Consider the following 25035-nt stretch of genomic DNA (forward strand, 5'->3'; position numbering starts at 1 on the left):
TCACCCGCCGGAAACCTGAGCGACCGCGCAGGTCGCTAGCGTTCGAGGGTCACCCGTCCCTCACCGAAGGTCAGCATGCCCAAGCTCCACGGACGCACTGTGCTGTGCGCCACGGTCGCCGCGACACTCCTCGCCGCACCACTCGTCACCGTCACCGCTGCCACCGCGAACCCGCAGGGCACCGACCTCGTCATCCAGGAGGCCTACCTGAAGGCGGGGAGCACGGGGGCCTTCTACGACCAGAAGTTCGTCGAGATCGGCAACCCGACCGACGCCCCGGTCTCGCTCGACGGGTGGTCGCTGCAGTACCGCTCGGCGACGGGCACCGGCACCTTCGCAGCCAGCGCGCTCGAGGGCACCGTGCCTGCGAAGGGCACCTTCCTGGTGTCGATGGCGGGCAACGGGGGAGCGAACGCGGTCGGCGCCGACCTGCCGACCGCCGACGACACCGCGTCGCTCAACCCCTCCGGCACCACCGGCACGCTCGTGCTCTCCGACGCCACCGCGCCGCTCGCGCTCGCCGCCGGCCCGGTCGCCACCGGTACCGAAGGTGTCGTCGACCTGCTCGGGTACGGCGCCTCGAACACCTCCGAGGGCGCGGTCCGCACCGTCGAGGGCGGGAACGCCGTGCCGAACGGGCTGGTGCGCCAGGGCACCACGGACACCGACGACAACGCCGCCGACTTCTCGGTGACGACGACGCTCACGCCGCGCAACGCCGCGGGTGAGACGACGGCGCCGACCGGGCCCACGGAGCCGACCGATCCGGGCGACGGCGAGAGCCCCGCGCCCGGCACCCCGGCCGAGACCGTGACGATCGCGCAGCTGCAGGGCGCCACCGACACCTCGCCGTACGCGGGGAAGACCGTGACCACCGACGGTGTCGTGACCGCGGTCTACGCCACCGGTGGCCTCAACGGCTACACGATCCAGACCCCGGGCACCGGCGGTGCGATCGACCTCGGGTCCCGCACAGCGTCCGACGCCGTGTTCGTCTTCTCGTCGGCGACGGCCGGCCTGGTGCAGCAGGGCGACCACGTCCGCGTCACCGGTGCCGTGTCCGAGTACTTCGGCCTGACCGAGCTCACGGTCCCGGACGCGGCATCGCTCGAGCAGCTCCCCGGCGCCGTCGTCGCCCCGCAGCCCGCCGCGGTCGCGTTCCCGTCGTCCGACGCGCAGCGCGAGTCGCTCGAGAGCATGCTCGTCGCACCCCAGGGCGCCTACACGGTCGCCGACAACTACACGACGAACCAGTACGGCGAGGTCGTGCTGGCCAGCGGGACGAAGCGGCTGATCCAGCCGACCGAGGTCGGCCGACCGGGCAGCGCCGAGGCGAAGGCCGTCGAGGCCGACAACGCCGCACGCAAGGTCACGCTCGACGACGGTGCGAGCACGAACTTCCTGAGCCAGGCGAACAAGGGCATCCCGGTGTCCTGGCTGACGCAGGGCCCGGTCACCGTCGGTGCCGGGGCCACGTTCTCGGCGCCCGTCGTCCTGGACTACCGCAACAACGGGTGGAAGCTCCAGCCGACCGCGCCGATCACGGGCGCCACCCCGGCGGCGGACCTGCCCGCGTCGTTCTCGAACGTGCGGCAGCCGCTGCCGCAGGACGTCGGCGGTGACCTGAAGCTCGCCGGGTTCAACGTGCTCAACTACTTCCCGACCACGGGCGACCAGCTGACCGGCTGCACGTACTACACCGACCGCGCCGGCGACCCCGTCACCGTGAACTCCGGCTGCGACGCCCGCGGTGCCGCCGAGGAAGAGGACTTCCTGCGCCAGCAGGTCAAGATCGTCAAGGCGATCAACGGCCTGGACGCCGACGTCGTCTCGCTCGAGGAGATCGAGAACTCGGCCCGCTTCGGCCAGGACCGCGACGCCGCCGTGGCGACGCTCGTCGAGGCCCTGAACGCCGCGACCGGCGAGGACACCTGGGCGTACGCGGAGTCCCCGGCCGTCGTGCCGGCGAGCGAGGACGTCATCCGCCTCGCGCTCATCTACAAGCGGGACGGCGTCGCACCCGTCGGCGAATCCACGATCCTGCTCGACGACGCGTTCACGAACGCCCGCCAGCCCGTCGCCGACGCCTTCCGTCCGGTCGGCGGCACGGCGGACGACGACTTCCTGGTGATCGCGAACCACTTCAAGTCGAAGGGGTCCGGCACCGGCGAGAACGCGGACCAGGGCGACGGCCAGGGCGCGTCGAACGCATCCCGCGTGGCGCAGGCGGAGGCCCTCGTGACCTTCTCCGCCGACATGCAGGAGCAGTACGGCACCGACAAGGTGTTCATGCTCGGCGACTTCAACGCCTACAGCAAGGAGGACCCGATGGTGGTCCTCGACGACGCCGGCTACACGGACCTCGGCCCGGCGCTGGACGGTACCGAGTACTCGTACGTGTTCTCCGGGCTGAGCGGCTCGCTCGACCACGTCCTCGCGTCGCCCTCCGCGCTGGAGACGGTCACGGGCGTGGACATCTGGAACATCAACTCGGTCGAGTCGGTGGGCCTGGAGTACAGCCGGCACAACTCGAACGTCTCCGACCTGTACACCGACGACGTGTACCGGGCGAGCGACCACGACCCGATCCTGGTCGGCTTCGACGTGGACGACGCCGAGACGCCGGGCCCGGGCACGGACCCGACGCCTGGTCCGACCCCGGGTCCGGGGACGGACCCGACGCCTGCGCCGTCGCCGACGCCGGTCTCGCCGGGCGACGGGATCACCCCGCTGCCCACCCCGACCATGCCCCCGAGCGTCGTGCCGACCCCGTCGGTTCCGGTGGCGCCGTCGGAGTCGTCGTTGACGGAGGCGAACCGGGGCGGCATCTCGGCGCCGGCGACGGCTCGTGCGGGGGAGACGATCACGGTGACGGTCGGCACTGCGTCTGCTGGTGAGACGGTGCGCGTGTGGTTGTACTCGTCGCCGACGCTGATCGGTACGGCCGTGGTGGCGGCGGATGGCACGGTCCGGGTGACGATCCCGGCGGACACGGTGCCGGGTGTGCACCGGTTGGCGGTGACGGCTGCGGACGAGTCGTTGTTCGGGTGGACCCCGATCACGATCACGACGGACGGGCAGTTGGCGTTCACGGGTGCCGAGGGCGTGGGTGCTGGTGCGCTGGTGGCGTTCCTGCTGCTCGCGGCGGGTGCGGGCGTGCTGATCGTCCGCCGTCGTCGGAAGGCCGCGACCGCGGAGTAGCCCCCGCGCGCGTTTCGTGAGCAGGAATGGTCGGGTCGCCGTGTGCGACCCGAGCATTCCTGCTCACGACGTGCGGTGGTGGCGAGCGGAGGACGGCCGGGAGGTGCGGGGCGGGACCGCACCGCGCCTCCCGGCCGACAGGCGGTCACGTTCGACAACGCGAGCCGCGTCGGCTAGGCTCTCACCTTGGTCTGTGCGCCCCGTGCGCCGGACAGTCAGATGAGCCCTCCAACCGAGGTGTTCCGCCTGCTTCTGCAGGGGGAACGTCCGACCGGAGTGGGATTCACGGACTCCTCACCTCGACACGAAAGCAGCACTCCTGTGACTCGCACGTTCTCACCGAAGCCGGCAGACGTCCAGCACGACTGGATCGTCATCGACGCGACCGACGTCGTCCTCGGCCGTCTCGCCACCCACGCCGCGGCGCTCCTGCGCGGCAAGCACAAGGCCACCTTCGCCCAGCACATGGACATGGGTGACTACGTCATCATCGTGAACGCGGACAAGGTCGCCCTCACCGGCTCCAAGCTCGCCAAGAAGGTCTACTACCGCCACTCGGGCTACCCGGGCGGCCTCACGGCGACCTCCTACCCGGAGATGCTCGAGAAGCACCCCACCCGCGCCGTCGAGAAGGCGATCCGCGGCATGCTGCCGAAGAACACCCTCGGCCGCGAGCAGCTCAAGAAGCTGAAGGTCTACGCCGGCGCGGAGCACCCGCACGCAGCGCAGCAGCCCAAGGCGTACATCTTCGACCAGGTCGCACAGTAGTTCCGGCCACGACGACTTCAAGGACACAGACAAAACTCATGGCTCAGATCGCTGACTCCCTCGACCAGACCCCGGAGAGCTTCACCACGGAGAGCGCACCCGCCGCTGCCGAGGCCGCTCCCCGTCAGATCCTCAACGTCTCCGGCGGTGCCGTCGGGCGCCGCAAGGAGGCCATCGCGCGCGTCCGCCTGGTCCCCGGTTCGGGCACGTTCGTCGTGAACGGCCGCTCGCTCGAGGACTACTTCCCGAACAAGCTGCACCAGCAGCTCATCAACGACCCGTTCAAGGTGCTCGAGCTCCTCGGCTCGTACGACGTCGTCGCCCGCATCACCGGCGGCGGCCCCTCGGGTCAGGCCGGCGCGCTCCGTCTCGCCATCGCCCGCACCCTGAACGAGATCGACCGCGAGAACAACCGCGCGACCCTCAAGAAGGCCGGCTTCCTCACCCGTGACGCCCGCGTCATCGAGCGCAAGAAGGCCGGTCTCAAGAAGGCCCGCAAGGCGTCGCAGTTCTCGAAGCGCTAGTCGCTCAGCGAACCCGATCGCAATGCCGCGTCTGTTCGGTACCGACGGTGTTCGTGGACTCGCCAACGGCGAGCTGACGGCCGCGCTGGCTCTGGGTCTCGCCCAGGCCAGCGCGGCCGTGCTCACGCACGGACACCATGCGGACGCCCGCCGGGCGTCCGGCCGACCGCGCCCCCGCGCGGTCCTGGCGCGCGACCCGCGCGTCTCCGGTGAGTTCCTCGGTGCCGCGGTCGCGGCCGGGCTCGCCTCTGCCGGCGTCGACGTGCTCGACGCCGGGGTCATCCCCACCCCCGCTGCGGCGTTCCTCGTCGCGGACATCGACGCCGACTTCGGCGTGATGATCTCCGCGTCGCACAACCCCGCGCCGGACAACGGGATCAAGTTCTTCGCCACGGGTGGTCGCAAGCTGCCGGACGAGGTCGAGGACCGCATCGAAGCGGCCATGCACGACCACTCCGCACCGACGCCCACCGGCATCGACGTCGGGCGCATCTCGCGGTTCGCCGACGCCGAGGACCGCTACGTCGTGCACCTGCTCGGCACGCTGCCGCACCGGCTCGACGGCATCCACGTGGTGCTCGACTGCGCCAACGGTGCCGCCGCCGGCGTCTCGCCCGAGGTCTTCGTCAACGCGGGGGCCCGCGTGACGCTCATCGGTGCCGACCCCGACGGCTGGAACATCAACGACGGCGTCGGTTCGACGCACATCGACAACCTCGCCCGCGCGGTGCTCGAGCACGGTGCCGACGTCGGCATCGCGCACGACGGTGACGCCGACCGTTGCCTGGCGGTCGACGCCGCGGGCAACGCGATCGACGGCGACCAGATCATGGCGATCCTCGCGCTGTCGCTGCAGGAGCGCGGCCGCCTGCAGGACGACACCCTCGTCGCGACGGTCATGTCGAACCTCGGGCTGAAGCGCGCCATGGCCGACGCCGGCATCACCGTGATCGAGGCCGGCGTGGGTGACCGCTACGTGCTCGAGAAGATGACCGAGGGCGACTACTCCATCGGTGGCGAGCAGTCCGGCCACATCATCTTCAACGAGTTCGCCACCACCGGCGACGGCATCCTGACCGGGCTGCACCTGGTCGCCGAGATGGCGCGGACCGGGAAGTCCCTGCAGGAGCTCGCCTCGTGCATGACGGTGTTCCCGCAGGTGCTGCTCAACGTCCGCGGGGTCGACCGGCACGGGCTGGCCGACCAGGGCGTGCAGGACGCCATCGCCGCCGCCACCGAGGCGCTCGGCGACAGCGGCCGCGTGCTGCTCCGGCCGTCGGGCACCGAGCCCGTCGTGCGCGTGATGGTCGAGGCCGCCTCGCAGGACGACGCCCAGCGCATCGCCGAGGAGCTCGCCGCCGTGGTCAGCGAGCGCCTGGCGCTCGACGCCGCGTAGGGCGGCGCGGCGGCGCAGCCCCGCGGCGCGGCGCGGCGCAGCCGCACTTCGCACAACCGGAGTCCGTTCGAACCACACCTTTGCGTGGTTCGGACGGACTTTAGTTGTGCGGGGCGCATCCGAACCGGCCCCGCGCCGCGCCCGCGCCCCGCTGCGGTCGTTGCGCCCCGGCTCTTCGGGGCGCGATGACCGTGCCGGGGCGCGACTCCGCGCCCGCGAGCCCGCGCCCGCACCGCCCGCGCCCGCGCCAGCGCGCACCCCCGCCCGGGCTAGATCTTGCGGAGCAGGACCGAGTTCACCTTGTGGTTCGCGCCCTTCTTGAGCACCAGGGTCGCGCGGGAGCGGGTGGGCAGCACGTTCTCGATCAGGTTCGGCTCGTTGATCGCCCGCCACACCTGGGTCGCCGTCTCGACCGCGTCCTCGCGTGAGAGCGAGGCGAACCGGTGGAAGAACGAGTCCGGGCTCGAGAACGCCTCCTCCTGCAGGGCCAGGAACCGGTCGACGTACCAGGACTCGATGTCCTTCGTCTTCGCGTCGACGTAGATCGTGAAGTCGAACAGGTCGGACAGTGCCAGCCGCCCGTGCACCGGCGGCGCGAGCACGTTCAGCCCCTCGACGATGAGGACGTCCGGCTGGCGCACGACGATCTCGGCGTCCGGCACGATGTCGTAGACCAGGTGCGAGTAGTACGGCGCGCGCACCTCGGTCGCCCCGCTCTTCACCTGGCTGACGAACCGCAGCAGGGACCGGCGGTCGTACGACTCCGGGAAGCCCTTGCGGTCCATGATCCCGCGCCGCTCGAGCTCGGCGTTCGGGTACAGGAACCCGTCGGTCGTGACGAGCTCCACGCGCGGGGTGTCCGGCCAGCGCTTCGTCAGCTCCCGCAGCAGTCGCGCGACCGTCGACTTGCCGACGGCGACCGACCCGGCGACGCCGATGACGAACGGCGTGCGTCCGGCGCGGTCGCCCAGGAACGCCGACGTCGACGCGTGCAGGTCCCGCGCTCCGGCGGCGTACAGCGTCAGCAGGCGGGACAGGGGCAGGTAGACCTCCTGCACCTCCTGCATGTCCAGCCGGTCGCCGAGGCCGCGCAGCTGCACGATCTCGGTCTCCGTGAGCGACAGGTGCTCCTTCGGTGCGAGCTGCGACCAGTCGTCCCGTGGGATCTCGACGAAGGGGGTCGGGTGCGCGACGGCGGTCTCCGAGAGCGGCATGGGATCGAGCGTACAGACGGGAGGCCCGCAGCACGTGAGCCGACCGGCTCACGCGGGGCGGACCTCCCGTCCGACACCCGCGCTGCGCGCGACGGGCGCGCTCAGGCGGGCAGGGCCGCCTCGATGGCGGCGACGACCTCGGGGGCGTCCGGCGTGGTCGTGGGACGGAAGCGGGTGACGGTGCCGTCCGGGCCGACGAGGAACTTCTCGAAGTTCCAGCTGACGCGGCCGGCCTTGCCCGACGCGTCCGGGGTCTCCTTGAGCGCCTGGTACAGCGGGTGCGCGCCCCTGCCGTTGACCTTGACCTTCTCGGACATCGGGAACGTCACGCCCCAGGTGGTGGAGCAGTACTCGTCGATGGCCTCGGACGAGCCGAGCTCCTGCAGGAACTGGTTGCTCGGGAACCCCAGGACGGTGAAGCCGCGCGGGCCGTACTCCTTCTGCAGGGCTTCGAGCTGCTCGTACTGCGGGGCGAGGCCACAGCGGGAGGCGACGTTCACGACCAGCACCGCCTTGTCGGCCCAGGCGCCGAACGTGGTCTGCTCGCCGTGCAGGGTGGTGATGGCGATGTCGTCGAAGCGTCCCATGGTCGAAACGTTATCCCCACCCCCGGGACTTCGCAGGGTCGGCGTCCAGCCAGACCGTAGGATCGATCCCATGTGTGGAATCGTCGGCTACGTCGGCAGCAACAGCAGCCAGGACGTCCTCCTCGGTGGCCTCCGTCGCCTCGAGTACCGCGGCTACGACTCGGCGGGCATCGCCGTGGTCGACCCTGCCGGAGACCTCGTGTCGGCCAAGAAGGCCGGCAAGCTCCAGGCCCTGGTCGACGAGCTCGAGTCGTCGCCGATCCCGGACGGCGCGACCGGCATCGGGCACACCCGCTGGGCGACGCACGGTGGCCCGACCGACGGCAACGCCCACCCGCACCTGGCCGACGGCGACAAGCTCGCCCTCATCCACAACGGCATCATCGAGAACTTCTCCGAGCTCCGCGCCGAACTGCAGGCCGAGGGCACCGAGTTCCGCAGCGAGACCGACTCCGAGGTCGCCGCGCACCTGGTCGGACGGGCGTTCCGCGAGACCGGTGACCTGACCGCCGCCATGCAGCAGACCGTGCAGCGGCTCGAGGGCGCGTTCACGCTCCTCGTCGTGCACGCCGACCAGCCCGGCGTCGTGGTCGGCGCCCGTCGGAACTCGCCCCTGGTGGTCGGGCTCGGCGACGGCGAGAACTTCATGGGCTCCGACGTCGCCGCGTTCGTCGCCCACACGCAGCGGGCGCTGTCGATCGGGCAGGACGAGATCGCCACGATCCGCCCCGACGGCGTCGACGTCATCCACTTCGACGGCACCCCGGCGGAGCCGGCCGAGTTCGAGGTGAACTGGGACGCCTCCGCCGCCGACAAGGGCGGCTGGAGCTCCTTCATGGCGAAGGAGATCAGCGAGGAGCCCGAGGCCGTCGCGAAGACGATCCTCGGCCGCGTGCACGACGGTGCCGTCACCCTGACCGACCTCGACCCGATCGCCGAGCGCCTGGCGACCGTCGACCGCGTCATCGTCATCGCCTGCGGCACGGCTGCGTACGCCGGGATCCTCGGCAAGTACGCCATCGAGCAGTGGGCCCGCGTCCCCGTCGAGGTCGAGCTCGCGCACGAGTTCCGCTACCGCGACCCGGTGCTCGACGACCGCACGCTCGTCGTCTCGATCAGCCAGTCCGGTGAGACCATGGACACGCTCATGGCCGTCAAGTACGCCCGCGAGCAGGGCGCCCAGGTCCTGTCGATCTGCAACACGCAGGGCGCCACGATCCCGCGCGAGTCCGACGCCGTGATCTACACGCACGCCGGGCCCGAGGTCGCCGTGGCGTCGACCAAGGCGTTCATCGCCCAGGGCGTCGCGCTCTACCTGCTCGGGCTGCACCTGGCCACGCTGCGCGGCACGCTCACCACCGAGCAGATCGCCGAGCAGGTCGCCGAGCTCGAGGGGCTCGCGCCGAAGCTGCAGCAGACCATCGAGGACGCCGCCGGCATCAAGGACCTGGCCCGCTGGATGGCGGACACCCGCAGCGTCCTGTTCCTCGGTCGTCACGTCGGGTACCCGATCGCGCTCGAGGGTGCGCTCAAGCTCAAGGAGCTCGCGTACATCCACGCCGAGGGCTTCGCCGCCGGTGAGCTCAAGCACGGCCCGATCGCGCTGATCGAGCCGGGCCAGATCGTGTTCGTCATCGTGCCGTCGCCCCGCGACCCGCGGTCGTTGCACCCGAAGGTCGTCTCGAACATCCAGGAGATCCGCGCCCGCGGTGCCCGGGTGATCGCCATCGCCGAAGAGGGCGACGCCGCCGTGCTGCCCTTCGCCGACGAGGTCCTGCGCATCCCGCTCGCGACCCCGCTGTTCGAGCCCCTGCTCGCCGTGGCACCGCTGCACATGTTCGGCATGGAGCTCGCCGCGGCCAAGGGCCTGGACGTCGACCAGCCGCGCAACCTCGCGAAGTCGGTCACCGTCGAGTAGTCGGACGTGATCATCGGCATCGGGGTCGACGTGGTCGACCTGGAGCGGTTCGAACGGGTGCTGTCGCGCACGCCGGCGATGCGGGCGCGGCTGTTCACGCCGTCCGAGCAGGTCCGGGACGGCGAACCCCGGCCGATCGCGTCGCTCGCGGCACGCTTCGCGGCGAAGGAAGCACTGATCAAGGCCTTCGGGTCGAGCGCGGGGCTGAGCTGGCAGGACCTCGAGGTCGTCTCGGACGACCAGCGGAACCCGTCGCTGACGCTGCACCAGGGTGCGCGGCGGGTGGCCGATGCGCGTGGCGTGACCTCGGTGCACCTGTCGCTCTCGCATGATGGAGGGATCGCGACCGCGTTCGTGGTCCTGGAGGGGACAGAGCAGTGAGTGCGTTCACCGGCATCACGGTCGACCGTGGAGCCCTGATCGAGAACTACGCGACGATCGCCGAGCGGGTCGCCCCGGCCGGGGTCATCGCCGTCGTCAAGGCGAACGCCTACGGACACGGGGCCCTCGCCGCCGCGCAGGCGTTCGTCGACGCGGGCGCCGAGTGGCTCGGGGTCGCCGACATCGACGAGGCCGTCGCCCTCCGGCAGGGCGGCATCGACGAGGGCGTGCGCATCCTGGCGTGGCTGCACGCCCCCGACGAGGACTTCCGCCGTGCGGCGCAGTACGACGTCACCCCGGCGGTGTCGAGCGTCGAGCAGCTGTCCGCCGCCGCCGACTCCGACGTCCGCGCCGTGCACCTGTGCGTCGACACCGGGCTGAGCCGCAACGGTGCGGTGGAGTCCGAGTGGGCCGAGCTCTTCGCGACCGCCGGGGCCCTGGCTCGCGGCGGCAACCGCACCCGGGTCGAGGGACTCATGTCGCACCTGGCGAACGCGTCGCGCTCCGACGACCTCGACCAGGACGCCGCGCTGCAGCGGGCACTCGACGGCCTCGCGGCGAACGGCATCGTGCCCGACGTGGTGCACCTGGCCGCGAGTGCCGCGAGCATCGCCGTGCCGGAGACCCGTCACGACCTGTCCCGCGTCGGACTCGCCCTGTACGGGTTGAGCCCGTTCGCCGACCGCACCTCGGCCGACCTGGGGCTGCGGCCCGCGATGCGGGTGACCGCCGCCGTGCTCCGCACCGTGCCGGTCCGTGCGGGTGACGGCGTCTCCTACGGGTACACGTGGCGAGCCGAGGCCGACACCCGCCTGGCCGTGATCGGTCTCGGGTACGCGGACGGCTTCGACCGCGACCTCGGCAACCGTGTCTCGGTGCGCATCGGCGACCGTACGTTCCCCGTGGTCGGTCGCGTCGCGATGAACGCCATGCACGTCGACATCGGAGACGCCGACGTGCAGGTCGGCGACGAGGCCGTGCTGTGGGGCGACCCCGCCGACGGCGACCCCGCCGTCGAGGACTGGGCCGACGCCATCGGCACGATCAACTACGAGGTGGTCGCCCGGATCGGCCGCAGCGTGGAACGGAGGACGACGTGAGCTCGGCACCGCTCCGGCAGGCGCGCATCGACCTCGACGCCTACCGTGCGAACCTCGACCTGGTCCGCGAGTGGATGGACCCCGTCGAGGTGATGGCGATCATGAAGGCCGACGCCTACGGGCACGGTCTCGAACCGATCGCGCTCGCCGCGGTCGACGCCGGCATCCGATGGATCGGCGTGCTGACGGTCCCCGCGGCGCTGCGTCTGCGGTCCATCGGCGTGGGCGAGGACGTCCACCTGTTCACGTGGCAGCACGCGCCCGACCTGGACTTCCGCGACGCCATCGACTCCGCCGTCGACCTCGGGGTCTCGAACGCCACGGAGCTGCAGCGCATCGTGGACGCCGTCGACCAGCGGCCCGCACGCGTGCACCTGGGCGTCGACTCCGGCCTGCACCGCGACGGTGCGACCGCGTCGGACTGGCCGGCCCTGGTCGAGCTCGCGCGGGACGCCCAGCGCGACGGCCGCATCGAGGTCGTCGCCGCCTACACACACCTGGCGGAGTCGTCGGACAGCGACGACAGTGCCGCGGTCGCGGTGTTCGACGCCGCGGTCGAGATCGCCGAGGACCTCGGGCTCGACATCCCGACGGAGCACGTCGCCGCGTCGCTCGCCGGGCTGGAACGCAAGGAGTTCCGCAAGGACATGGTCCGGATGGGCGCGAACCTGTTCGGGATCCCCGGGGCCGACGGTGTCTCGGCAGCCGACCTCGGCCTCGAGCCCGTGATGACACTGACCGCCTCGGTCGCGAAGACCAAGCGCGTCCCGGTCGACACCGGCGTCTCGTACGACTACACGTACCGCACCGCGACGGAGACCACCCTCGCGCTCGTCCCCGTCGGGTACGCCGACGGCGTCCCGCGCCTGGCGCAGGGACGCATCGAGGTCGCGATCGGTGGCAAGCGGTACCCGATCGCCGGCCGCGTGGCGATGGACCAGTTCCTGGTGGACGTCGGTGACGACGACGTGCAGACCGGAGACACGGTCGTGCTCTTCGGCACCGGTGGACACGACGAGCTGACCGTGCTCGAGTGGGGCGCGGCGCTGGAGACCATCGGCGAGGAGATCGTCTGCCGCATCGGCAGCCGGGTCCCCCGGGTCTACGAGGGCCACGAGGTCGAGGGGCGGGTCGGCGCCTACCTGCGGGGAGAGCGGCCGTGACCGAACCGGCACGGGTGCTGCTCGACACGACCGTCGACAGCACCGAGGCGATGGGGGAGCTCGGCGCCCGGCTGGCTGCGGTCCTGCGTGCCGGCGACCTGGTCGTGCTGACCGGGCCGCTCGGTGCCGGCAAGACCACGCTGACCCGCGGACTCGGTGCGGCGCTCGGCGCACGGGGGCAGGTCTCCAGCCCGACCTTCGTCCTCGCCCGGACGCACCCGACCACGGCCGGGCCGGACCTGGTGCACGTGGACGCCTACCGGCTGTCCGACCCCATGGAGCTCGACGACCTCGACCTCGACTGGGACGCCGCGATCGTCGTGGTCGAGTGGGGTCGCGGGATGGTCGACGGCATCAGCGAGAGCGTGCTCGACGTCGAGATCACCCGGGCGACCGGCGCGGACGCGGTCGAGCACGGCGACGACGACCTCGACCCCGACGACGTGCCCGACGAGCCGCGGCGCGTCGTCGTCACCGCCACCGGTCCGCGCTGGACGGACGTCGTCCTCTGACCCGGTGACGGATCCGCGGCGTACCCGCACGCCCTGGTGCCGCACAGCCGCGGTCGAGAGGATCAGGGCGTGCCGACGCTCATCGTGACCGCCCACCCCGACCCAGACTCCCTGACCCACCACGTCGCCGACCGGCTGCGGGCCGCGCTGCCGGAGGGCACGGTCGAGACCGCCGACCTCGCCGCCGAGGGCTTCGACCCGCGCTTCACCCTGGCCGACCGGCACACGTACCGCACCGGCACGGACGCCCCACCCGAGGTCGTCGCCGAGCAGCAGCGGATCGACCGCGCCACCGACCTGGTGCTCGTGTTCCCGGTCTGGTGGTGGTCGATGCCCGCGCTGCTCAAGGGCTGGGTCGACCGTGTGTTCGTCAACGGCTGGGCCTTCGACGTCGAACCCGAGGGCGGGATGCGTCGGAACCTCGGCCGGCTCACCGTGCACCTCGTCCCGATCGCCGGTGACGACGCCGGCGTCTACGAGCGCCACGGCTACGCGGAAGCGCTCCGGACGCAGATCGAGCACGGCATCGTCGACTTCTGCGGGGCCGACCGCGGCGTGACCGCGTTCGTGCACGAGTCCGAGCACGACGACGCGGCGGTCCGCGAGGGTGCGGTGGCCGTCGCGGTCGACCGGGTCCGGCGCGCGATCGCTGCGGACGCCGTCGACTGACCCGGCGGTGCGGGAGCCCCACCCCGCCTACGATGGACGGGTGCTGCTCGCGATCGACACCTCCGCCGGGACCTCCGTCGCCGTCGTCGACCCGGCCACCGGCCGGCCGCTCGCGACCCGCGACACCGAGGACAGCCGTCGGCACGCCGAGGTGATCGGCCCGTTCCTCGCCGAGGTGCTCGCCGAGGCCGGCATCACCGGCGCGGACGTCACGGGCGTCGTCGCCGGCACGGGCCCCGGCCCCTTCACCGGCCTGCGCGTGGGCATCGCCGCCGCACGCACCTTCGCCGCCGCACGCGGCGTCCCCGTCCTGCCCCTCGTCAGCCACGACGCGGTCGCCGCCGACGAGCGCGACGGCCGGCGGGACGGTCCGTTCGTCGTCCTGACGGACGCCCGCCGCCGCGAGGTCTACTGGAGCGCCTACGACCAGGCGGGCGCGCGCGTCGCGGGCCCGGGACTCGCCAGGCCCGCCGACCTCGACGAGGCGATCCGGGCCTCCCGGCCCGAAGCGGTGGGCTGGGACCGCGTGACGGTCGCGTCCATCCCGGCCTGGAGGCTCGGCTCGCTCGCCGCGGACCGGCTCGCGTCCGGCGCGGCGTTCGACCCGGACACGGCCCTGTACCTGCGTGATCCCGACGTCACCGTGCCGGGAGCGCCCAAGCGGGTGAAGCAGTGACCCTGCCGGACGGGCTCCGCCTGCGGCGAGCACACCCGCAGGACCTCGACGACATCATGTGGCTCGAGCACGTCTCGTTCCCGACGGACGCCTGGTCGGCGTCGCAGATGTCGGGCGAGCTGTACTCGCCGCACGGGTACTACGTCGTGATCGAGACCGTCGACGACACCGCTGCGCCGCTCGTCGTCGGGTACGCCGGACTCTCGTCGCTGGACGGCAACCCGGTGGCCGACGTGCAGACCATCGCGGTCGCAGCGGACCAGCGCGGCAAGGGCCTGGGCCGGGTGCTGTTCACGGAACTGCTCGACGAGGCGCGGCGTCGCGGCGTGCGCGAGGTGTTCCTCGAGGTGCGCGAGGACAACCCCGTGGCGCAGGCGATGTACACCGCGTTCGGGTTCGCGCACATCGCGACCCGCCCCCGCTACTACCAGCCGGACGGCGTCGACGCGTGGGTGATGCGGGCGGAGCTGCCCGGCCCGGACGCCGAGCGGTCGTCGGGCGTCGGACCCATCGGACAGGAGGCCCTCGGTGAGCGCGACTGAACCACTGGTGCTCGGCATCGAGACGAGCTGCGACGAGACCGGCGTCGGCATCGTGCGGGGGAACACCCTGCTCGCCAACGTCATCGCGTCGAGCATGGACGAGCACGCGCGCTACGGCGGGGTCGTGCCCGAGGTCGCCGCGCGGGCCCACCTCGAAGCCATGACCCCGACCCTGCACGAGGCGCTCGACCGCGCCGGGGTGACGCTCGACGAGCTCGACGCCGTCGCCGTCACCGCGGGGCCCGGGCTGGCGGGGGCGCTCATGGTCGGGGTGGGGGCAGCGAAGGCGCTCGCCGTGGCCACCGACAAGCCGCTGTACGGCGTGAACCACCTGGTCGGGCACGTCGGCGCCGACGTGCTGCGCGAGGACGGTAGCGACATCGAGCTGCCGACGGTGGCGCTGCTGGTGTCCGGCGGGCACACCTCCCTGCTCCTGGTGAAGGACCTGGTCGGCGACGTCGAGCTGCTCGGCGAGACCATCGACGACGCCGCGGGCGAGGCCTTCGACAAGGTCGCCCGGTTGCTCGGACTGCCGTACCCGGGCGGTCCGCAGATCGACCGGGCGGCGGCGGACGGCGACCCGACGGCCATCCGGTTCCCCCGTGGCCTGACGTTGCCGAAGGACATGGCCGCGCACCGCTACGACTTCTCGTTCTCCGGACTCAAGACCGCCGTCGCGCGGTGGGTCGAGCGGTGCCGCGACGAGGGTCGCGAGGTGCCCGTGGCCGACGTCGCCGCGAGCTTCCGCGAGGCCGTCGTCGACGTCCTGCTCACCAAGGCCCTGAACGCCTGCCGCGACACCGGTGTGGACCGGTTGCTGCTCGGTGGCGGGGTGGTGGCGAACGCCCGGCTGCGACAGGTCGCCGAGGAACGCTGTGCTGCCGCCGGGGTGCGCCTGCGGATCCCGCCGTTCGACCTGTGCACCGACAACGGCGCGATGATCGCTGCGGTCGGGGCGCGTCTGGTCGCCGAGGGGCACGCGCCGAGCGACCTCGGCATCGCCGCCGACTCGACCCTGCCGGTGACGACCGTCCAGGTCTGAGTCGGTCCGGCGACGTCGCTGCTGGGGGCCACCCGCTCCCGGTCGTCTGACGGTCGCTTGTGGGAGGATCCTCACGGGCGTCGGAGAGACCGGGCGCCCGAGAGGGGTGGACGGTGTCCGATCAGAACGAGTGGCCGAAGCCGGGCGAGACGCCGAGCGGCGCAGCGAACGGGCAGCCGGACGGCGCACCCGCCCCGGACGCACCGCAGGCCCCGTCGGCACCGGAGGCCCCCGGGGCACCGCAGCACCCGTTCGGACAGCAGCAGCAGGACCCCTACGCCGCACCGCAGCAGCCGCAGAACCCGTACGGCGCTCCCCACCCGCAGAACCCCTACGCCCAGCCGCAGTACGGCCACCAGCAGCAGCACCAGCCGTACGCCGCACCGCAGCAGCCGTACGGACAGCAGCAGCAGAACCCGTACGCGCAGCAGCAGAACTCCTACGGGCAGCAGCAGAACCCGTACGCGCAGCAGCAGAACCCCTACGCCGCCCCGCACAACCCGTACGCCCAGCAGCAGTACACCGCCGACCCCGCGGCCTACCAGCCGTACGCGCAGCGGCCGAAGACGAACACGCTGGCGATCCTGTCGATCGTGTTCGGCCTCGCCGCGATCCCGATGTGGTTCCTCGCCATCCTCCTCGGGCCGGCCGGTGCGATCCTGGGCCACGTCGCACTCGGCAAGATCAAGCAGAACGGCGAAGCGGGCCGTGGGCTCGCGCTGACCGGCATCATCTCGGGATGGGTGATGACCGGCATCTGGCTCATCTGGGTCGCCTTCATCATCTTCCTGGCCGCCGCCGGGCAAGACGCGTACTCCACCTACGACTACGACTCGTCGACCGGCGCCTTCATCGGCTGACCCAGCGCCACACGCGGCCCCCGGCCGTCACCCGGCCACGTCGCCGAGCCGCTCGCACAGGATCGCCGTGTGGCGTCCCTCCAGGCGGGTGAGCACGAGCGTGACGCGACCCGATCCGCGCAACCGCAACCGCTTGCGGAACTGCGCCGGGTCGACGTCGACGCCCCGCTTCTTGATCTCGACGGTCCCGATGCCGTCGGCGGCGAGCCGCGCGGACAGGCGCTTGACGTCGAGCGGCATCGTGTCGAGCACCCGGAACCCCTGCGCGAACGGGGTCGAGACGGCGCGGTCCGACGTCACGTAGGCGATCCCGTCGGACAGCATGTGCCCGTCGAGCCCGCGTGCCAGGTCACCGATCAGCCGCGCCCGGATCACGGCGCCGTCCGGCTCGTACAGGTGGGTGCCGAGTGGCCCGACCTCGGCGTCCTCGGCATCGGCCGGTCCGGTCATCTCGGCGATGCCGTGCGCGCCGATCACGGTGGCCGCCCGTCGGATGCCGGGTCGGGCGAGGGGGCCGAACCACAGGGCGAGTTCGACGACCTCGCGGTCGACCGAGGTCCACTGCGCCTCGGCGGTGTCCGGGATCAGGTCGCGGTCGATGCCCGGGCCGAGCTTGACGCCCGTCGGGGTGGTCGTCGCGGCTGCGAAGACGGTGTCGAGCGAGGGGGACCAGTCGTCCGGGTCGGCCAGTCGTCGGGTGTCGGAGTGGCCGCTCGTCCGTCGTGCCGGGTCCATCCACACGCCGTCGACCGAGCTGACGTCGAAGGTGGCGGCGTCGCCGAGCTCGACCCGGGCGTTCGGCCAGACGGCCAGGTTGTGCGTGGCGACGGCGGCGGTGACCTCGTCGCGGTCGACCGCGGTGACGTCGAGGTCGAGCGCGGCCATCGCCATCGCGTCCCCGCCGATGCCGCAGCCCAGGTCGGCGACGCGCGTGATGCCGGCGGCGGCGAAGCGTCCGGCGTGCTGTGCCGCCACCTGCAGGCGTGTGGCCTGTTCGAGTCCGGCCTCGGTGAAGAGCATGCGGGACGCGAAGTCGCCGAACTTACCGCGGGCCTTCAGCCGCAGCTTCGCCTGGGTCAGCACCGCGGCGACCAGCCGGGGATCGTGCCCCTCGGCCCGGAGTCGTGACACGACGCGGACGATCTCGCCGCCGTCGGAGACGCCGGGGGTACGGTCGAGCAGGGCCATCCCGTCGGGGGTCAGCAGTGCGGCGAGTTCGGCGGCGTCCATGCGTCGATCCTCGCAGGTGCTGCGTGTCCTCTGGATGTGCTGGCACTCGGATTGACCGAGTGCCAGAGGCCCCCTAGAGTTGGCGTTGGCACTCTCCTGTGCGTAGTGCCAACCCGGTTTTCATCTGTACCGAGTCCGTACCGAGAAAGAAGAGGTCACCGTGGCCGTCAGCATCAAGCCGCTCGAGGATCGCATCGTCATCCGCCAGGTCGAGGCGGAGCAGACCACCGCTTCCGGTCTGGTCATCCCCGACACCGCGAAGGAGAAGCCCCAGGAGGGCGAGGTCGTCGCCGTGGGTCCGGGTCGTATCGACGACAACGGCAACCGCGTCCCGCTCGACGTCGCCGTCGGCGACAAGGTCATCTACTCCAAGTACGGCGGCACCGAGGTCAAGTACTCGGGCGAGGACCTGCTGGTCCTGTCGGCCCGCGACGTCCTCGCGGTGATCGTGCACTGAGTCCAGTACTCCTCTCGGACGCCCCGTCCGGCCCTGTGGCCGGCGGGGCGTCCGTGCGTTCCGGCCCGGTCCGCCCTGCCTGGAGGCCCGGTGCGGCCCCGGTGGTCCGCCGACCTTCCTAGGATGGTTCCGTGAGTGAACCGAGTCGGGCGCGACCCGCCCGCAGCGAGGCGTCCGTCGGCGTGGTGCAGGCCGTCGTGGCCTACGGGCTCTGGGGCCTCATGCCGCTGCTCTTCGCAGCGATGGCCCCCGCGGCGGCGTTCGAGATCGTCGCCTGGCGGATCGTCTTCGGCCTGGTGTTCTGCGCGGTCGCGATCGCCGTGACCCGCTCGTGGCTCCGGACCCGCACCCTGGTCGCCCAGCGCCGGGTGATGCTCGTGATGGGGCTCGCGGCCGTCCTCATCCTGGTGAACTGGACGGTGTACGTCCTCGCGACGACCACCGGCCACACGGTCGAGGCGGCGCTCGGCTACTTCATCAACCCGCTCGTCACGATCGCGCTCGGCGTCGTGGTCCTCCGCGAGCGCCTGCGTCCGGCGCAGTGGGTGGCCGTCGGCCTGAGCGTCGTCGCGGTCGTCGTCATCGCGGTGGGCTACGGCCGCATGCCGTGGATCTCCCTCGCTCTGGCGTTCTCGTTCGGGCTGTACGGCCTGGTGAAGAAGCGGGTCGGCGGCACGGTGGACGCCCTGAGCGGCCTGACCATCGAGACCGCGTGGCTGCTGCCGATCGCGGTCGTCGCGCTGGTGGTGCTCGGGGTCACCGGCCTCGGCGGCGGCGTGACGTTCACGACCGAGGGCTGGGGCCACACCGTCATCACGGTGCTGACCGGGCCGGCGACCGCGGTGCCCCTGCTGCTGTTCGCCTCGTCGGCGCGCCGGGTGAGCCTGTCGACCCTCGGGCTGACGCAGTACCTCGCCCCGGTGATGCAGCTGCTCGTCGGGGTGCTCGTGCAGCACGAGGAGATGTCGGCCGGACGCTGGTTCGGCTTCGGCATCGTGTGGCTGGCGCTCGTGGTGCTGACGGCCGACTCGTTCGCCGCGGCGCGCGCGTCCCGTCGCGGAGCCGGTGCACCCACCCCGGCCGAGCCCGCCTGACGGAGGCCCCACGGGCCTCCAGGCCGCTCGTCGCGTCTGCCTGCCGGACCGGCGACCATCGCCGAACGCGACAGTCCCCCGCGGGAGTTCCGCGGGGGACTGTCGATCGCCGGAGCGGTGCCCTACTTCTTCACCGCACCCTGGATGGCGCTCTGGTACACGGGCTTGTTGTCGCCGTCGAACTTGTAGATGCCGATGTAGGCGCTCGACGGGTCGTTGTTCTCGTCGAACGGACCGATGCCCGACGGGCCGGTGTAGTGCACGTCCTCACCCTTGTCGAGCAGGTCCTTGCACTCCTCGAACGTCGCGCACTCGGTGCCGCCGTCAGCACCCGACACCGCCGCCATGTTGGCCTGGATGGTGCCCGAGTCGGTGCCCTTGCCCTTCACCGCAGCGAGAGCGGCGAGGATCGTCGCGTCGTACGACTCGGCCGCGTACGAGTAGTCGGCGAGGGTCTTGCCCGACGACTCCTTGTAGAACGCGGCGAGCTCCTTCTTGAAGTCGTCCTTCGGCGAGGCGCCGGGGATGGTGCCCTGGGCGCCGGACAGCGTGCCCTTGTCGAAGTCCTTCGAGTAGTCCGCCGTGTTGCCGTCGGACATGTAGATCTTCGCGGTGTTCCCCTGCGAGACGAGCTCCGGGATGATCGACTTCGTCTCGTCGAAGGACAGGACGACGATCGCGTCGGGCTTCTCAGCGAGCGCCGCCGTCACCTCGGACGAGAACGTGGTCTGGCCGGGCGGGAACTCCTGGCCCTTGCCCTTGCCGCCGTAGACGACCTGGCCGCCGGATGCCTCGACCGCAGCCTGCACCGAGTTGCGGAGGCCGGTGCCGTAGGTGTCGTTGAAGACCAGGAAGGCGACCTTCGCGTTGCCGTCACCGGTGACGAGCTGGCCGAGCGCCGAACCCTGCACCGAGTCCGGCGGAGCGGTCCGGAAGTAGTGCGACGAGTAGCCCGACAGGTCGGTCGCTGTGTTCGCCGGCGAGATCTGCACCATGCAGTTGCTGGTGAGCTGGTCGATGACGTTGAGCGTGACCGACGACGACTCGGCGCCGATGACCACGGGCACCTTGGCGTTGACGAGCTTGGTCGCGGCCGAGCTCGACACGGTCATGTCGTTGCTGTCGCCGGAGTCGGTCGCGGGGTCGATGGTGACGTCCTCGTCGAGGACACCGCCCGCCGCGTTGATGTCCTGCACGGCGAGGCCCACACCGGACTCGGCGGGCGGGTTGAGGTAGGCCAGCGAACCGGTCAGCGGCAGGATCGTGCCGATCTTCAGCGGATCCGTGCCGGGGGAGTCGGGGGCCTTGCAGCTGGCGGCGGGATCCTTCTTCGCGTCGCTCGACGCGGAGCTCGAGGGGGAAGCACTGCCGGTGGTGGAACACGCGGCGAGGAGGACGGCTGCTGCGCCCGCCAACGCCAGTGCCGCGGTGGCACGGGTGGTTCTGATCATCCGTGGAGCCCTTTCTCTGCGCGGAGGCTCTGTCGCTTCGGGTGAATGCGGCGCCTCCACTGGATGACGAGAAAGCTAGGGTCCGGGTGTTTCGCCCGTGTGACGGGGCGGTACGCAATCATGTTTCGTTACCGAGCCGTGACGTTGCGCCCCCTGGCGGTCCCGTGCTGGGCTCCGTCCTGCGCCTGGCGGATGGTCCGGCACGACGGCCGGGAGGCGCGGCGTACGTTCCGCCGCATGAGCGACTTCCAGCCCACCACCGCCATCGTGACCGGCTCCGAGTCCGGGATCGGCCGCGCGACCGCCGTCGCACTCGCCGAGGCCGGCATGGACATCGGTATCACCTACCTGTCCGAGCCCGACCGTGCCGAGTCCACCGCCGACGAAGTCCGCGCACTCGGCCGGCGTGCCTTCGTCGAGCAGATCGACGTCGCCGACCTGCCCGCCGCGGCGCAGGTCGTCGACCGGCTGGTCGAGCAGCTCGGCGGCGTGGACGTCTTCGTCGCCGACGCCGGCACGGGTGACAACGCCCCGTTCCTCGAGATGACCCTCGACCAGTGGCGGCACACGGTGTCGACCGACCTCGACGGCGCCTTCGCCACCATGCAGGCCGCCGCCAAGCACATGGTCCGCGCTGGCCACGGCGGACGGATCATCGGCATCACGAGCGTGCACGAGCACCAGCCGCGGTACGGCTCGAGCGCGTACGACGCTGCCAAGCACGGGCTCGGCGGACTGCTGAAGACGATGGCGATCGAACTCGCCGAGCACGGCATCACCGTCAACGCCGTGGCTCCCGGTGAGATCGCGACGCGGATGACCGGCGCCGAGGACGAGGACCCGCACACGATCAGTCGTCCCGGCGTGCCGCTCGGTCGTCCGGGCAACGCGTGGGAGATCGCGGCGGCGGTGGCGTTCCTGTCGTCGCGTGCGTCGTCGTACATCACGGGGGTGTCCCTGCCGGTGGACGGCGGGATGCTGCAGATGGGGCCGCACGGCGGGTCGCACATCACGTCGGACGACTGGCGGTCGGCCTGACGCGTCGACGGACACGGACGCAGGACGCCCCCGCTCCGTCCGGAGCGGGGGCGTCTCGACGAGCGATCGACGCTAGCTGCGGTAGTTCGGCGCCTCGACGACCATCTGGACGTCGTGCGGGTGGGACTCCTTGAGCCCCGCCGCGGTGATCCGGACGAACTTGCCGCGGGTCTTCAGCTCGGGGATCGTGCGACCGCCGACGTAGAACATCGACTGCCGGAGCCCGCCGGTGAGCTGGTAGACGACGTTGCCGACCGAGCCGCGGTAGGGCACCTGGCCCTCGATGCCCTCGGGGATGAGCTTGTCGTCGTTCGGCACGTCCGCCTGGAAGTAGCGGTCCTTCGAGTACGAGGTCTTCTTGCCGCGGGTCTGCAGCGCGCCGAGCGAACCCATGCCGCGGTAGGCCTTGAACTGCTTGCCGCCCACGAACACCAGGTCACCGGGGGACTCGTCGGTCCCGGCCAGCAGCGACCCGAGCATGACGGTGTCAGCACCGGCGACCAGGGCCTTCGCGATGTCGCCCGAGTACTGCAGACCACCGTCGGCGATGATCGGCACGCCGGCCTCGCGCGCGGCGAGGGAGGCCTCGTACACGGCGGTGACCTGGGGGACACCGACGCCGGCGACCACGCGGGTGGTGCAGATCGAGCCCGGGCCGACGCCGACCTTGACGGCGTCCACGCCGGCGTCGATGAGCGCCTGGGCGCCCGCGCGGGTGGCGACGTTCCCGCCGATGACGTCGATGGCGGCGAACGACGGGTCGGCCTTGATGCGACGGACCATGTCGAGCACGCCCTCGCTCTCGCCGTTGGCGGTGTCGACGACGAGCACGTCGACGCCGGCGTCACGCAGGGCCTCGGCGCGCTGCCAGGCATCGCCGAAGAAGCCGATCGCGGCGCCCACGCGGAGTCGGCCCTCGTCGTCCTTGGTGGCGTCGGGGTACTGCTCGCTCTTGTCGAAGTCCTTGACGGTGATCAGACCGCGGAGCTTGCCGTCGGCGTCGACCAGCGGCAGCTTCTCGATCTTGTGCTGCGCGAAGATGGCGATCGCCTCTTCGGGGTCGATGCCCTCCATCGCGGTGATCAGCGGGGCCTTCGTCATGACGTCGCGCACGTACGTGGTGGCCTGCTCGAACGCGGCCACGAACCGCATGTCGCGGTTGGTGATGATGCCGACGAGCGTGCCGTCGTCCTCGACGACCGGCAGGCCGGAGACGCGGAACTGGCCGCACAGGGCGTCCACCTCGGCCACGGTGGCGTCGGGGGTGGTGGTCACCGGGTTGGTGATCATGCCCGACTCGGAGCGCTTGACCTTGTCGACGTAGGCGGCCTGGTCCTCGATGGACAGGTTGCGGTGCAGGATCCCGATGCCGCCCTGTCGTGCCATGGCGATGGCCATGCGCGCCTCGGTGACGGTGTCCATCGCCGCGGAGAGCAGAGGGACGTTCACGGAGATCCGCTTGGTGAGCCGGGACGCGGTGGACGCCTCGCTCGGGATGACGTCGGTGTGCCCGGGCAGGAGCATGACGTCGTCGTACGTGAGTCCGATGAATCCGAACGGATCCGGCTGGTCCATGGGCCCCCTTCGTGGGCGAGGTGAAGTGGTCGAGACACCGGGAACGCGTCGGCGGGTTCCGGATAGGACATGGTAACGCGGGCGGCTGTCGCCGCATTCCGCCGGGAGGCGCGGCCCCGTCCGGCAAGGAGCCTCCTCCACAACGTCACATTTCGAGTACGAATCACACAGGGAACCTGTTGGAAACACGGGTGTCACACAATTCTCATAACGTCCTCGGCATCCGAACGAGAGGCTCTTCCGTGGGATCCATCACTCCGCCGGGACGGGCGCAGCCGCGCCTGTTCCGCCTCCGCCAGGCTCGGCGTCGACCGGTCCTGGCGGCCGTGCTCGTTGCCGCCTTCCTGGCGACCTTCCTGATCGACTGGGCGGTCACCCTGCCGGCCTTCAGCGCCACCTCGGCACCGGCCACCAGCCAGGCGTGCACCGTCAGCCCGGACAACGGGTGCATCCAGGGCACGATCACCGACTCCGAGCGGAAGCCGGCCGAGGGCGTCGACGTCGACGTCACCGGTCCATCCGGCTTCGACGAGACCGCCACGACGAACAACGAGGGCCGCTGGTCCGTCAGCGTCGACACGGCCGGCGAGTACACGGTGAGCGTCGACCAGGGCACCCTGCCGAAGGGGCAGTACCTGACGAACGCCGCCGACGCCGAGCGCAAGGTGCAGGCGACGCTGAACGCCAACGTCGGGCAGATCTTCCAGCTGTCCGACCAGCAGGGCGTCACGACCTCCACGGACTCGTCGAGCGTCAGCCCCCAGCGCGCCTGGCAGCAGTTCGCGTCGGGCCTCCGGCTCGGGCTCCTCATCGCCCTGGCGTCCATCGGGCTCTCGCTCATCTACGGCACGACCGGCCTGTCGAGCTTCTCGCACGGCGAGCAGGTCACGCTCGGCGGTCTGCTGGCGTACGTCTTCGCGAACCAGCTCGGCTGGAACATCTGGGTCACCGGCATCGTGGTCACGCTGTTGTGCGCGGCGACGGGCTACCTGCAGGACGCCGCGATCTGGCGGCCACTCCGTCGCAGGCGCATCAGCCTGACGCAGCTCATGATCGTGACGATCGGCCTGTCGATCGCCGCCCAGTACGCGTTCCAGTACTTCTTCGGCGCCTCGACCGTGCGCATCCAGCAGGGCAACCCGGACACCATCCGGTTCGCCGGGGTCACCCTGACGGTGCAGTCCTACGTCGCCATGGGCATCGCGCTCGTCGTCCTCGTCGCGACCGGGCTCTTCCTGGCGAAGACCCGGTTCGGCCGGGCCACCCGCGCCGTCTCGGACAACCCGGCGCTCGCCGCCGCGTCCGGCATCGACGTCGACCGGGTGATCCGGTTCGTGTGGACGCTCGCCGCCGGGCTCGCCGGCCTGTCCGGCGTGATGCTCGGCCTGGTGCTGAACGGCGTGAACTGGCAGACCGGTCTCCAGCTGCTGCTGCTCATGTTCGCCTCGGTCACGCTCGGCGGGCTCGGGACCGCCTACGGCGCGCTGGTCGGTTCGATGATCATCGGCGTCGTCGTCGAGCTGACGAACCTGGTGCTCCCCGGCGACTTCAAGTACGCGACCGCCCTCGTCATCCTCATCCTCATCCTGCTGTTCCGGCCGCAGGGCATCTTCGGCCGCGCCGAGCGGATCGGCTAA

23 protein-coding genes are annotated in these 25035 nt (G+C 71.4%); 18 read left to right on the forward strand and 5 right to left on the reverse strand.

Going from position 1 to position 25035, the window contains the following annotated elements:
• The first annotated feature begins 75 nt into the window (after positions 1-75).
• The 4 genes from LEL83_RS09660 (at position 76) to glmM (ending at position 5889) form a co-directional block, all read left to right on the forward strand.
• The gene (locus tag LEL83_RS09660) at positions 76-3201 is read left to right on the forward strand and encodes an ExeM/NucH family extracellular endonuclease (RefSeq protein ID WP_225558647.1); all 3126 of its coding nucleotides are present in this window, start codon (positions 76-78) and stop codon (positions 3199-3201) included.
• A gap of 321 nt (positions 3202-3522) precedes the next feature.
• Positions 3523-3969 carry a 50S ribosomal protein L13 gene (gene rplM, locus LEL83_RS09665; RefSeq protein WP_017885500.1) on the forward strand — a complete coding sequence of 149 codons (447 nt, stop codon included), beginning with the start codon at positions 3523-3525 and terminating at the stop codon, positions 3967-3969.
• A gap of 38 nt (positions 3970-4007) precedes the next feature.
• Positions 4008-4493: a 30S ribosomal protein S9 gene (gene rpsI / locus LEL83_RS09670; RefSeq protein WP_111083442.1), complete on the forward strand. Its 486-nt coding sequence runs from the start codon at positions 4008-4010 to the stop codon at positions 4491-4493.
• Positions 4494-4515: 22 nt separating this feature from the next.
• Positions 4516-5889, forward strand: a complete 1374-nt coding sequence (gene glmM / locus LEL83_RS09675) for a phosphoglucosamine mutase (RefSeq protein WP_198656978.1) — start codon at positions 4516-4518, stop codon at positions 5887-5889.
• Positions 5890-6158: 269 nt separating this feature from the next.
• On the opposite strand, the gene coaA is transcribed toward glmM, so the two are convergent.
• Positions 6159-7103 (reverse strand): type I pantothenate kinase, encoded by a 945-nt coding sequence (coaA, locus tag LEL83_RS09680; protein ID WP_198656977.1) that lies wholly within the window; start codon positions 7101-7103, stop codon positions 6159-6161.
• A 101-nt stretch (positions 7104-7204) separates the two neighbouring features.
• Positions 7205-7690, reverse strand: a complete 486-nt coding sequence (locus LEL83_RS09685; RefSeq protein WP_225558648.1) for a glutathione peroxidase — start codon at positions 7688-7690, stop codon at positions 7205-7207.
• A gap of 70 nt (positions 7691-7760) precedes the next feature.
• Here LEL83_RS09685 and glmS point away from each other — a divergent pair, with 70 nt between their 5' ends.
• The 10 genes from glmS (at position 7761) to LEL83_RS16235 (ending at position 16553) form a co-directional block, all read left to right on the forward strand.
• Positions 7761-9608 (forward strand): glutamine--fructose-6-phosphate transaminase (isomerizing), encoded by a 1848-nt coding sequence (gene glmS / locus LEL83_RS09690; RefSeq protein ID WP_198656975.1) that lies wholly within the window; start codon positions 7761-7763, stop codon positions 9606-9608.
• Positions 9609-9614: 6 nt separating this feature from the next.
• Positions 9615-9989 carry a holo-ACP synthase gene (locus LEL83_RS09695; protein WP_225558649.1) on the forward strand — a complete coding sequence of 125 codons (375 nt, stop codon included), beginning with the start codon at positions 9615-9617 and terminating at the stop codon, positions 9987-9989.
• Positions 9986-11089 carry an alanine racemase gene (gene alr / locus LEL83_RS09700; protein WP_225558650.1) on the forward strand — a complete coding sequence of 368 codons (1104 nt, stop codon included), beginning with the start codon at positions 9986-9988 and terminating at the stop codon, positions 11087-11089. Before LEL83_RS09695 ends, alr (LEL83_RS09700) begins: the two co-directional genes overlap by 4 nt.
• A complete protein-coding gene (gene alr, locus LEL83_RS09705; protein WP_198656972.1) occupies positions 11086-12252 on the forward strand; it encodes an alanine racemase in 1167 nt (388 codons plus the stop codon). Before alr (LEL83_RS09700) ends, alr (LEL83_RS09705) begins: the two co-directional genes overlap by 4 nt.
• Complete coding sequence (gene tsaE, locus LEL83_RS09710) at positions 12249-12764, forward strand: tRNA (adenosine(37)-N6)-threonylcarbamoyltransferase complex ATPase subunit type 1 TsaE (protein ID WP_225558651.1); 516 nt, start codon at positions 12249-12251, stop codon at positions 12762-12764. Before alr (LEL83_RS09705) ends, tsaE begins: the two co-directional genes overlap by 4 nt.
• Positions 12765-12833: 69 nt before the next feature.
• Positions 12834-13433: an NAD(P)H-dependent oxidoreductase gene (locus LEL83_RS09715; protein WP_225558652.1), complete on the forward strand. Its 600-nt coding sequence runs from the start codon at positions 12834-12836 to the stop codon at positions 13431-13433.
• Between the two features lie 40 nt (positions 13434-13473).
• Complete coding sequence (gene tsaB, locus LEL83_RS09720; protein WP_225558653.1) at positions 13474-14109, forward strand: tRNA (adenosine(37)-N6)-threonylcarbamoyltransferase complex dimerization subunit type 1 TsaB; 636 nt, start codon at positions 13474-13476, stop codon at positions 14107-14109.
• On the forward strand, positions 14106-14651 hold the full coding sequence (gene rimI / locus LEL83_RS09725) for a ribosomal protein S18-alanine N-acetyltransferase (RefSeq protein WP_225558654.1): 546 nt from the start codon (positions 14106-14108) through the stop codon (positions 14649-14651). The genes tsaB and rimI overlap by 4 nt, the downstream gene beginning before the upstream one ends.
• Positions 14638-15693, forward strand: a complete 1056-nt coding sequence (gene tsaD, locus LEL83_RS09730; protein ID WP_225558655.1) for a tRNA (adenosine(37)-N6)-threonylcarbamoyltransferase complex transferase subunit TsaD — start codon at positions 14638-14640, stop codon at positions 15691-15693. The genes rimI and tsaD overlap by 14 nt, the downstream gene beginning before the upstream one ends.
• 113 nt (positions 15694-15806) lie before the next feature.
• Positions 15807-16553: a DUF4190 domain-containing protein gene (locus LEL83_RS16235; protein ID WP_308009904.1), complete on the forward strand. Its 747-nt coding sequence runs from the start codon at positions 15807-15809 to the stop codon at positions 16551-16553.
• Between the two features lie 27 nt (positions 16554-16580).
• Here the strand turns inward: LEL83_RS16235 and LEL83_RS09740 are convergent, their stop codons facing one another.
• On the reverse strand, positions 16581-17783 hold the full coding sequence (locus LEL83_RS09740; protein ID WP_225558656.1) for a class I SAM-dependent methyltransferase: 1203 nt from the start codon (positions 17781-17783) through the stop codon (positions 16581-16583).
• Positions 17784-17943: 160 nt separating this feature from the next.
• Here LEL83_RS09740 and groES point away from each other — a divergent pair, with 160 nt between their 5' ends.
• Both groES and rarD read left to right on the forward strand, forming a co-directional pair.
• Entirely contained in the window at positions 17944-18240 is a 297-nt protein-coding gene (gene groES, locus LEL83_RS09745) for a co-chaperone GroES (RefSeq protein WP_017885484.1), read from the forward strand.
• A 131-nt stretch (positions 18241-18371) separates the two neighbouring features.
• Complete coding sequence (gene rarD / locus LEL83_RS09750; RefSeq protein WP_225558657.1) at positions 18372-19334, forward strand: EamA family transporter RarD; 963 nt, start codon at positions 18372-18374, stop codon at positions 19332-19334.
• A gap of 122 nt (positions 19335-19456) precedes the next feature.
• On the opposite strand, the gene LEL83_RS09755 is transcribed toward rarD, so the two are convergent.
• Complete coding sequence (locus tag LEL83_RS09755; RefSeq protein WP_225558658.1) at positions 19457-20785, reverse strand: ABC transporter substrate-binding protein; 1329 nt, start codon at positions 20783-20785, stop codon at positions 19457-19459.
• Between the two features lie 237 nt (positions 20786-21022).
• Here LEL83_RS09755 and LEL83_RS09760 point away from each other — a divergent pair, with 237 nt between their 5' ends.
• Positions 21023-21823 carry an SDR family oxidoreductase gene (locus tag LEL83_RS09760; protein WP_225558659.1) on the forward strand — a complete coding sequence of 267 codons (801 nt, stop codon included), beginning with the start codon at positions 21023-21025 and terminating at the stop codon, positions 21821-21823.
• Between the two features lie 72 nt (positions 21824-21895).
• Here LEL83_RS09760 and guaB read toward each other — a convergent pair whose 3' ends face one another.
• Entirely contained in the window at positions 21896-23398 is a 1503-nt protein-coding gene (gene guaB / locus LEL83_RS09765) for an IMP dehydrogenase (protein WP_198656962.1), read from the reverse strand.
• Between the two features lie 242 nt (positions 23399-23640).
• Between guaB and LEL83_RS09770 the strand changes: the two genes are divergently transcribed.
• Positions 23641-25035 carry a branched-chain amino acid ABC transporter permease gene (locus LEL83_RS09770; RefSeq protein WP_225558660.1) on the forward strand — a complete coding sequence of 465 codons (1395 nt, stop codon included), beginning with the start codon at positions 23641-23643 and terminating at the stop codon, positions 25033-25035.

Source organism: Curtobacterium oceanosedimentum, assembly GCF_020297365.1.
Taxonomy (GTDB): domain Bacteria; phylum Actinomycetota; class Actinomycetes; order Actinomycetales; family Microbacteriaceae; genus Curtobacterium.